Origin of the sequence: Actinosynnema sp. NPDC059797 (genome assembly GCF_042732085.1) — a bacterium.
Classification (GTDB): domain Bacteria; phylum Actinomycetota; class Actinomycetes; order Mycobacteriales; family Pseudonocardiaceae; genus Actinosynnema.
On sequence record NZ_JBHWIE010000266.1, the window covers coordinates 1 to 9,685 of the forward strand.

Below are 9,685 nucleotides of genomic sequence, written 5' to 3' on the forward strand. Positions count from 1 at the left end.
CCCAGACACCGCGAGTCGTACGTTCAAGACACGCGAGTCGTACGCCCAGACCGCGCGAGTCGTACGCCCAGACCGCGCGAGTCGTACGCCCAGACCGCGCGAGTCGTACGCCCAGACCGCGCGTGTCATGCGTTCAGACCGCGCGTGTCATGCGTTCAGGCTCGGTGAGTTCGACGTTCAGGTCGGTGGGCCGTACGACAGGTTGGTGCCCGAGGCGGCGCGTTCGGCGGTGATGACCGTGTCGCCGACCAGCAGGGCGCGGTCGTCGACCAGGGGGACGCCGCCGTCGCCGCGGCTGAGCCGGCAGCTGAGCAGGGCGGGCGAGCCGGGTGGCAGGCCGAGCACGTCCGCCTGCGACGGGGTCAGCGCGACCGCCCGGATCGTCTCGCTCGCCTCCCGCACCGGCGTGCCCAGCTCCTCCAGCACCCGGTAGAGCGACCGCTCCCGCAACCGCCCGACGTCGATGCCGGGGACCGCCGGCGACAGGTACGAGGTCTGGAGCAGCAGCGGGGATCCGCCAGCGCTGCGCAGGCGCTCCACGGCCGGCACCCGTTCGCCCGCCGGGACCCGCAGTCGCGCGCCCACGTCCGCGGGCGGGTCGACCAGGTCCGCGCCGAGCACCCGGGTCTCCAGCTCGATGCCCTGCTCCACGAGTTCCTGCGCCAGGCTCCGCAGCCCGGTCAGGCCGTAGGAGAAGCCGGGCTGCCGCACGAACGTGCCCACGCCGTGCCGCGTCTCCAGCAGCCCGTCGGCCTCCAGCGCCTGGATCGCCTGCCGGACGGTCATCAGCGAGACGTCGAACTCCTCGACCAGCTCGCGCTGCGCGGGCAGCGGCGAGTCGGCCGGGTAGTGCCCGGCGGTGATCCGATCGGCCAGCACCCGGTAGATGGCGAGGTACTTGGGCACCCGCGACTCCAGGCCCGACCGCCGGTTCACCTCAGGGCGCTCCCTCAACTCCGCTGGGACGCCGAGGATAGCGCGGCGCGGAACCCGGCCACCGCCTCGACCACCGCCCCGGCGTGCCCGCCGTCGGCCAGCAGCCGCATCAGCGCCGAGGCGACCACCACGCCGTCGGCGTCCGCGCACGCCCGCACCGCCTGCTCGGGCGTGGAGATGCCGAACCCGGTGATCACCGGCAGGTCGGTCATCCCCTTGAGGCGGCGGGCGTTGGCCGACGCGCTCGCGGCCAGGTCCCGCTGCTCGCCGGTGACCCGCATCGAACTCATGCAGTACACGAACCCGGACGAGGCCCGCGCGATCTCCCGGCACCGGTCGTCGTCGCACGAGGGCGCCACCAGCAGCACCGCGTCGACCCCGGCCGCCGCCGCCCGCGCCCGGTACTCCGCCGACTCCTCCAGTGGCAGGTCCGGCACGATCACGCCGCGCACGCCCACCGCCGCCAGGTGGTCGACGAACCCCGCCACCCCGTGCTCCGGCGCCAGCGTGACCGCCACGTTCGCGTAGGTCATCACGACCAGCGGCACGTCGAGGTCGAGCCCGGCCAACTCGTCGAGCAGCGCACGCGGCCGCCCGCCCCGTTCGAGCGACCGGGCGGCCGCCCACTGCACGGTCGGGCCGTCGAGCATCGGGTCGGAGAACGGCAGGCCGATCTCGACCGCGTCGGCGCCGGCCGCCGCGACCTCCCGCACCAGCTCCACCCAGTCCGGCACGACGCCCGCCATCACGTACGGCACCAGCAGCGGTCGCCCGGCCGCCTCGAGGTGTTCGGCCACACCGGCCACGGCAACGCTCATCGCAGGCCCTCCCTGATCTGCTGGACGTCCTTGTCGCCCCGGCCGGACAGCGTGACCAGGACCGTCGAGCCGGCCGGCAGCTCGCCGGTCGCGGCGGCGTCGACCACCCACGCCAGGGCGTGCGCCGACTCCAGCGCGGGCAGGATGCCCTCCAACCGCGTGACCAGCTTCAACGCCCGCAGCGCCTGCTCGTCGGTGACGCTCGGGTAGTGCGCGCGCCCGGTCTCGGCGAGGTGCACGTGCTCCGGTCCGACGCCGGGGTAGTCGAGGCCCGCCGAGATCGAGTGCGCTTCGAGGACCTGCGACTCCTCCTGGAGGAAGTGGGACGTGAACCCGTGCAGCACCCCGGGCACGCCCTTGTCGACCGCGCTGCCGCCGGCGGCCTCGACCCCGACCAGCCTGGCCGGGGTGTCGACGAACCCGGCGAACGTGCCCGCCGCGTTCGACCCGCCGCCGACGCACGCGACCACCACGTCCGGAACGGCGGTCGGCAGCAGCTCGGCGCACTGGGCGCGGGCCTCGTCGCCGATGACCCGCTGGAACTCCCGCACCATCCAGGGGTAGGGGTGCGGGCCCATGACGGAGCCGATGCAGTAGTGCGCGTCCTCGGTCTCGCCGACCCAGGCGCGCAGCGCGGCGTTGGTCGCCTCCTTCAGCGTGCCCGTGCCGGTGGCCGAGGCGACGGGCACGACCTCCGCGCCCAGCAGTTCCATGCGGAACACGTTCAGCTCCTGGCGCCGCACGTCCGTCTGTCCCATGTAGACGGTGCAGGACAGGCCCAGCAGGGCGGCGGCGGTGGCGGTGGCGACGCCGTGCTGCCCGGCGCCGGTCTCGGCGATGAGCTTGCGCTTGCCCATCCGGCGGGCGAGCAGGGCCTGGCCCAGCACGTTGTTGATCTTGTGTGACCCGGTGTGGGTCAGGTCCTCGCGCTTGAGCAGCACGCGCACGCCGAGCGCGTCGGACAGCCGGGCGCACTCGGTGACCGGCGTCGGCCTGCCCGCGTAGGTGGTCAGGAGCCGCTGGAGTTCCGCGGTGAACGCGGGGTCGGACCACGCCTCGCGGAACGCCGCCTCCACCGCTCGGGCGGCGGGCACCAGCGCTTCCGGCAGGTACCGGCCGCCGAACCGCCCGAACCGCCCGCTCGGGTCTGGTTCGGCCATCAACGACATCTCATCGGCTGACACATCTAGAACTCTAGATGTCTTGTAGTGGGATGGGCAAGCGGGAATGGCCGGGTTCACCCAACCCGGCCAGACCTCAGACCTCAGCCGGCCGGTTCACCCGGTCCACCAGCTTCTGCGGCGCCGACGCGCAGTAGCTCTCGGTCAACAGCTCGGTCACCTCCTCCCAGTCCACGCCACCGTCGAGCACGACACCGATCACGTTCTCCGCCCACGCCACGGAGAAGAACGGGTGACCGGCGTGCCGCAGCGCGGCCAGCTCCGCACCCTCCGACCGGAACGTCAGCACGCTCACCGGCCCGTCCGTGCCCGCAGCCTTCGCGTACGACGGTGGGTCGCCGTCCTCGACCTCCAGCACGTGCGCGAACGTCGTGGCGCGGACCTTCCACCGCGTGCCCCGCCACGCCCGCTCCTCGACCACCTCGGGCAGCGCCAGGCAGATCCGCCGCAACCGCTCGACCACCTCGTCCGGGTCCCCCACGGTCCCCCTCCTTCCGCTCGACCGGGACGTTATCGACCACCACCGACAATTCGGATCCGCCCGGTCCCGGCCCGGGTGCCCCGCCCGGCGAGCGCGGATCGGCGGCTCCTGGCACGCCACAGCGGGCCGCCGGGGTCAGCGGCGGTCTTCGACCTTCAGGTCACCCTTCATCACCGCACGGATGTGGTCACCGGTGAGCAGGGCGTGCGGAGCGCCGAGTTCGATCGCGCTCGCCCCGTCGAGGCGGGCCAGGTGCTCCGCGGTGAGGTCGACCTCCAGCGCGCCCAGGTTGTCCTCCAGCTGCGCGGGGGTGCGCGCGCCGACGATCGGCGCCGTCACGTCCGGGTTCCGCAGGACCCAGGCCAGCCCGACCTGGGCGGGCGTGCGGTCGAGTTCCGCGGCGACCTCCCGCACGACGTCGGCGACGGCGAGGCTGCGCTCGGTGACCGCGCCCAGGGCGACGTTGAAGTCCCGGCGGGTGCCCGCCGCGTCCGTCGCGGCCGGGTCGTCGCGACCGTACTTGCCGGTGAGCACCCCGCCGGCCAACGGCGAGTACGGGACCACGCCGAGCCCCAGCTCACGCGCCATGGGGATCAGGTCGCGCTCCCCGGTGCGCTCGACCAGGTTGTACTCGACCTGCAGCGCGACCAGCGGCGACCAGCCGCGCAGGTCGGCGACGGCCTGCATGCGCGACACCTGCCAGGCCGGGGCGTTGGAGATCGCCACGTAGAGGACCTTGCCCTGCCGGACCAGGTCGTCCAGACCGCGCAGGACCTCGTCGACCGACGTCGTGGAGTCCCACACGTGCAGGTACAGCAGGTCGACGTAGTCCGTGCCCAGCCGCCGCAGGCTGGTTTCCACCGACGCGAACAGGTTCTTGCGGTGCGCGCCGGCGGAGTTCGGGTCGCCGGACCGGCGCAGCGGCGAGTACTTCGTCGCCAGCACCAGCTCCTCGCGGTGGTCGCGGGTGAACTCGCCCAGCATGCGCTCGGAGCTGTCCTCGGTGTAGGTGACGGCGGTGTCGATGAAGTTGCCGCCGCGCTCCACGTAGAGGTCGAACAGCCGGCGCGCGTCTTCCTGCCCGGCGCCCCAGCCCCACTCGGTGCCGAAGGTCGCCGTGCCCAGCGCCAGCGGTGAGACCCGCAGCCCGGAGCGGCCCAGCAGCCGGTAGGAGTCGAGGGTGAGCGACATCGTGTCCTCCTGTGCCCGTGATCCGTGTCGAGGCCGAAGTCTGCGACCGCCGGGAGCGGGGGATAAGGGAGGGAATTTCCTGGGAATGCCGGTACCACCCAAGGGGTTGGACCGCACATGACCACCCGTGCCGTGGACGCGACGCAGGAATTGGCCGCATTCCTGCGTGCGCGGCGCGAACGCCTGGACCCGGCCGACTTCGACCTGCCGGCGCGTCGGCAGTCCCGGCGGACCCCGGGCCTGCGCCGCGAAGAGGTCGCCGAACTCGCCGGGATCAGCGTCGACTACGTGGTGCGGCTGGAACAGGCCCGCGGCCTGCGGCCGTCGGCGGACGTGGTGGAGGCGCTGGCCCGCGCGCTGCGCCTGGCACCGGACGAACGCGCCTACCTCTTCGGCCTGACCCGGCAGCGCCCCCGCAACGCCGACGAGCCCGCCACCACCGCGGCGGTGCCGCTGGCCGGGCTGGTCGCCGACCTGTCGCCGCTGCCGGCCATGCTGCTCAACCACCGCTACGACATCCTGGCCTGGAACGACGAGATGGCCGGGCTGCTGCTGGATTTCGGCGCCCTGCCGCCGTCGCAGCGCAATTCGATGTGGTTGTGCCTGATGCACCCCCGGATCCGCGGGTACTACGTCGACCGCGAAAGCGTCGTGCGGGAGGGGATCGCCCACCTGCGCGCCGCGTGGGCCGCGCACCCGGAGGACCGGGCGTTGAGCGACCTCATCGCCGAGTTCCTCGCCCTCGACGAGGAGTTCGCGCGGTTGTGGGCCGAGCGGGACGTCAAGGTCAACGCGCGGGGGCGCAAGGTGCTGCGGCACCCGGACGTCGGGGTGGTCGCACTGGACTTCGAGGTGCTCGTGCCGCTCCAGGACCCGGACCAGCGGTTGTTGATCTACCGCGCCGCGGACGACGGGAGCCGGTCGGCGCTGGACCGGTTGCGCGCACGCTGATCCCGGACCTCTTCCGTGCGCCGACCGCCTCGCTGCGCCGTGAGTTCGCAGTCGTGCGCCAACGGTTCACCTGTCGCCCGTCCGGGCTGACACCGTCTGCGGTGTTCCGCGGGACCGGGGAGCGACGCGCATGGCCGAGTCGGTGCTGGTGATCGCCGCCACCGGCCGGGCGATCGCGTTCCTGCCCACCGCGCCGGAGTCCCGCTGAAAGGGGGAGCCGCCATGTCCGAAGCGCACGACCTGGCCCGCATCGACGAGGTCAACGCCGGTGGCAGACCGCCGGTGGTGTTCATCCACGGCCTGTGGCTGCTGCCCAGCAGCTGGGACAGGTGGGCGGCGGTGTTCGAAGCCGCCGGGTACGCGCCGGTGGCGCCCGGCTGGCCCGACGACCCCGACACCGTCGCCGAGGCCAACGCACGCCCCGAGGTGTTCGCGGGCAAGAGCGTCGGGCAGGTCGCCGACCACTTCTGCGACCTCATCGGGCGCCTGGACCGCAAGCCCGCGGTGGTCGGCCACTCGTTCGGCGGCCTGATCACCCAGATCATGGCCGGTCGCGGTCTGTCCGCGGTGTCCGTGGCGATCGACCCGGCGCCGTTCCGCGGTGTGCTGCCGCTGCCGATCTCGTCGCTGCGGGCGGCCCGGCCGGTGCTGGGCAACCCGGCCAACTTCCACCGCGCCGTGCCGCTGACCTACGAGCAGTTCCGGTACTCCTTCGCCAACGCCGTCAGCGAGGACGAGGCCCGGCGACTGTACGAGGAGTTCGCCGTCCCGGCGCCGGGCGAGCCGCTGTTCCAGGCCGCCGCGGCCAACCTCAACCCGTGGACCGAGGTCAAGGTCGACACCGGCAACCCGGAGCGCGGCCCGCTCCTGCTGATGTCGGGGGAGAAGGACAACACCGTGCCGTGGGCGATCGTCAACGCCTCCTACCGCAAGCAGGCGGACAACCCGGGGATCACCGAGATCGTGGAGATCCCCGGCCGCGGGCACGCGCTGACCATCGACAGCGGGTGGCGGGAGGTCTGCGACACCGCCCTCGCCTTCGTCAAGCGCTTCCACTGACCGCGACGCGCCGGGACGGCCTCGCCGAGGCCGTCCCGCTCACCGGTGCCGCTGTCTCCACTCGCGCGGGGTGGTGCCGAACGCCTCGCGGAAGCGGCGGCTGAAGTGGGTGGCGTGGGTGAACCCCCAGCGGTGCGCGACGGCGGCGATGGTGAGGTGTGCGGAGCCGGGCGAGGCGAGCGCGGCCCGCGCACCTTCCAGGCGCTGGGTGATGATCCACTGCTCCAGGCTGATGCCGGCGCGCTCGCACACCTGGTAGACGTGCCGCACGGACACGTGGTGGGCTCGGGCGAGGCGTTCGGCGCCCAGGTCCGGGTCGGTGAGGTGCTCGCGGGCGTAGGCCAGCACGCGGGTGAGCAGGGTGTCGGCGAGCACCGGTCGGCCGACCGCCGGGTCGCCCGCGGCGGACACGAACAGCGCGCGGACCAGCTCCAGCGTCGCGTTGGCCAGGGCGGGGGCGCCCGGGTCGAGCGCCAGCCGGTCGGCGTCGGCGTGCAGGGCGGTCAGGTGCCGGTGCACCATGTCGTGCAGGGGGCTGGAGCGCAGGCGGAACGTGGCCGCGCGGATCGTCTCCGCGGGCAACCCGAGCTGGTCGTGGGTGAAGATGATCGACTTCGAGGCCCCGTCGCCCGTCCAGCTGTAGTCGTGCGGTCGGGTCAGGTCGTTGAGCAGCAGGTCCCGCGTCCCGACCACCTGCTGCTCGTCCCCGAGCTGGAACCGGCCCTCGCCCAGGGTCTGGATGGCGAGGCCGATGAGCGGACGGCTCTCCTGCCGGATGTGACGCGCGGTGCGCACCAGGCGGAACCCGGTGTTGTGCGAGGTGAACACCGTGAGGGAACCGACCCGGCCTCCCTCCATGCGCCCGTAGAGCCCTTCCGGCGGCTCCTCGTGGATCACCCGGTTCCCGGTGGAGCCGCTGGTCAGCGCTTCCCGGAACGCCTCCACGCGATCACGCGCGGGTAACGTCGAGGTGTCCAGCAGCAACATGACCCACCACCCGCCGTGCAACTCCCCGACCTGCGGCGAAGGCTATATGAACCGGTACCGGGAGCGCACCTGCCAACTCGTGGGTGCGCTCGCCCGGGAAGCAACGCCGCAGTGGCGCGCCCCGTGGTAGGGGTATGGGGAATCGCGTTCGAACGGTCGCCGGGTACGACCTGGGCGACACCGCCTTCACCGACCCCGGACCGGCACGGTCGGCGAGCTGAGGGCCGTGGTGCACCACCCGCGCCACCTGGTCGGCAGGCTGTCGCTCGTCGTCACGGCCCACGGCTCGCGGTGGGGCTGCGACGGCGCGGTCCGCGAGCGCGGGCAGGAGTACCTCGACGACCTGCGGGGCCGCAACACCGTGACCGACTACTCGGTGTCGATCCGCGACGGCAACCACAACTCCTACAACACGTCGTGGACGCCGCCGTTCCTGTTCGGCGAGGACGACGGCACCTGCCCCGAGCGCCAACTGGCGCCCGGCCGGCAGCGGGAGGCCCTCACCGCCCACGCGATCGCGTTCTACCGCCACCAACTGCACGGCGACCCGTCGGGACTGCCGGTCGTGACCGGCCGACGGCCCCTGCCGGGAGCGGAGGCGGCGGTGCGGGTGGTGCCACCCGGCCGGTGACCCCGGTCGGGTGCCGGGCCCGGCTGTCGGGGCGTGCCGACAGCCGGGGGTCGCCCGCGCCCGCCTGGCGCGCCGCGAATCCCCCGGTTACTCCATCCGGGTGTAGAAGTGGTCTAGACCTCAATCTAGCGTGGTCTGGACCATGACGCCGCCGTCAGCACGAGGAGAACCATGTCGATGAAGAGATGGGGGGCCGCCTTCCTGGTCGGCGCCTTGTCCATCGGGCTTTCGGTCGCCGGATCCCCGGCCCAGGCCCACGACCGCCACGGCGACAACGCCGTCCGCACCGTCGGGTACTACACGCAGTGGAGCTACGCGGACCGCGGCATCCCGGTCCGCTACCTGGTCGAGAACGGCACCGCGGGCAAGCTCACCCACCTCAACTACGCCTTCGGCCTCCTCGACGAGCAGGGCAAGTGCGTCAGCTCCGACCCGGTGGACGACTACCAGCGGCAGATCCCGGCGGACAAGTCCGTCAACGGCAAGGCCGACCGGCCCGGCCAGGCGCTGGCGGGCAACCTCAACCAGCTCAAGCAGCTCAAGCAGAAGTTCCCGAAGCTGCGCGTCTACATCTCGCTCGGCGGCTGGACGGGCTCGAAGTACTTCTCCAACGCCGCGCTCACCCCGCAGTCGCGCGCGGCGCACGTGAAGTCCTGCATCGACCTGTGGCTCAAGGGCAACCTGCCGGGCGCGCCCGCCGGCGCCGCCAAGGGCGTGTTCGACGGCATCGACCTGGACTGGGAGTGGCCGGCCACCGAGGGCGAGGTCGGCAACGTCGTGCGCCCCGAGGACAAGCAGAACTTCACGAAGCTGCTGGTCGAGTACCGCAAGCAGCTGTTCGTGCAGGGCTTGAAGGACCGGAAGTCCTACGACCTCACCGCGTTCCTGCCCGCCAACCGGCAGGCGCTGGACCGCGGGTACGAACTCGACGCGGTCTACAAGCTGCTGACCTTCGCCACCGTGCAGGGCTACGACTACCACGGCACCTGGGAGAGGATCACCAACCAGCAGTCGGCCCTCCGCGTGCCCGAGGGCGACCCGACCACGCCCCCGGACAGCGGCGAGATCGTCGTCGACGCGCACATCGAGCGCGGGGCGCCACGCCACAAGATCACGCTCGGCGTGCCGTACTACGGTCGCGGCTGGACCGGCGTGACCAACCAGAACAACGGCCTGTTCCAGCAGTCCACCGGACCCGCCCCGGCCACCCACGAAGCGGGCTTCGACGACTACCGCGTGCTCAAGGGCCTGCTGGCGGACGGGAAGTACAAGCTCTACCGGGACGAGAAGGCAGGCCACGCCTGGCTGTTCGACGGCACCACGTTCTGGACCTACGACGACCCGATCGAGCTGGAGCGCAAGGGGAAGTTCATCCGCGACCGCAAGCTCGGCGGCGCGATGATCTGGTCACTGGACGGCGACACGCCGCAGGGTGAGCTGATCAAGGGGC

The 9,685-nt window shown here is 72.5% G+C and carries 10 protein-coding genes; 4 read left to right on the forward strand and 6 right to left on the reverse strand.

The window, feature by feature from the left end; translation table 11 throughout:
* Positions 1 to 177: 177 nt before the first annotated feature.
* The 5 genes from ACFV4N_RS33655 to ACFV4N_RS33675 all read right to left on the reverse strand — a co-directional run bounded on the left by ACFV4N_RS33655 (position 178) and on the right by ACFV4N_RS33675 (position 4,607).
* The gene (locus ACFV4N_RS33655) at positions 178 to 936 is read right to left on the reverse strand and encodes a GntR family transcriptional regulator (RefSeq protein WP_499676695.1); all 759 of its coding nucleotides are present in this window, start codon (positions 934 to 936) and stop codon (positions 178 to 180) included.
* Positions 937 to 950: 14 nt separating this feature from the next.
* On the reverse strand, positions 951 to 1,754 hold the full coding sequence (gene trpA / locus ACFV4N_RS33660; RefSeq protein WP_499676696.1) for a tryptophan synthase subunit alpha: 804 nt from the start codon (positions 1,752 to 1,754) through the stop codon (positions 951 to 953).
* Positions 1,751 to 2,923 (reverse strand): tryptophan synthase subunit beta, encoded by a 1,173-nt coding sequence (trpB, locus tag ACFV4N_RS33665; RefSeq protein ID WP_499676704.1) that lies wholly within the window; start codon positions 2,921 to 2,923, stop codon positions 1,751 to 1,753. The genes trpA and trpB overlap by 4 nt, the downstream gene beginning before the upstream one ends.
* Before the next feature lie 88 nt (positions 2,924 to 3,011).
* Positions 3,012 to 3,416, reverse strand: a complete 405-nt coding sequence (locus ACFV4N_RS33670) for an MmcQ/YjbR family DNA-binding protein (protein WP_499676697.1) — start codon at positions 3,414 to 3,416, stop codon at positions 3,012 to 3,014.
* A gap of 135 nt (positions 3,417 to 3,551) precedes the next feature.
* Complete coding sequence (locus tag ACFV4N_RS33675) at positions 3,552 to 4,607, reverse strand: aldo/keto reductase (RefSeq protein WP_499676698.1); 1,056 nt, start codon at positions 4,605 to 4,607, stop codon at positions 3,552 to 3,554.
* Positions 4,608 to 4,724: 117 nt separating this feature from the next.
* On the opposite strand from ACFV4N_RS33675, the gene ACFV4N_RS33680 reads away from it, so the two are divergent.
* Both ACFV4N_RS33680 and ACFV4N_RS33685 read left to right on the forward strand, forming a co-directional pair.
* Positions 4,725 to 5,558: a helix-turn-helix transcriptional regulator gene (locus ACFV4N_RS33680; RefSeq protein ID WP_499676699.1), complete on the forward strand. Its 834-nt coding sequence runs from the start codon at positions 4,725 to 4,727 to the stop codon at positions 5,556 to 5,558.
* A 222-nt stretch (positions 5,559 to 5,780) separates the two neighbouring features.
* Complete coding sequence (locus ACFV4N_RS33685; protein ID WP_499676700.1) at positions 5,781 to 6,617, forward strand: alpha/beta hydrolase; 837 nt, start codon at positions 5,781 to 5,783, stop codon at positions 6,615 to 6,617.
* A gap of 39 nt (positions 6,618 to 6,656) precedes the next feature.
* On the opposite strand, the gene ACFV4N_RS33690 is transcribed toward ACFV4N_RS33685, so the two are convergent.
* Entirely contained in the window at positions 6,657 to 7,604 is a 948-nt protein-coding gene (locus ACFV4N_RS33690; RefSeq protein WP_499676701.1) for a helix-turn-helix domain-containing protein, read from the reverse strand.
* A gap of 226 nt (positions 7,605 to 7,830) precedes the next feature.
* Between ACFV4N_RS33690 and ACFV4N_RS33695 the strand changes: the two genes are divergently transcribed.
* Both ACFV4N_RS33695 and ACFV4N_RS33700 read left to right on the forward strand, forming a co-directional pair.
* The gene (locus tag ACFV4N_RS33695; protein ID WP_499676702.1) at positions 7,831 to 8,235 is read left to right on the forward strand and encodes a hypothetical protein; all 405 of its coding nucleotides are present in this window, start codon (positions 7,831 to 7,833) and stop codon (positions 8,233 to 8,235) included.
* 177 nt (positions 8,236 to 8,412) lie between these two features.
* Positions 8,413 to 9,685 (forward strand): glycoside hydrolase family 18 protein (locus ACFV4N_RS33700; protein WP_499676703.1); only part of this gene is annotated, 1,273 nt, incomplete at its 3' end.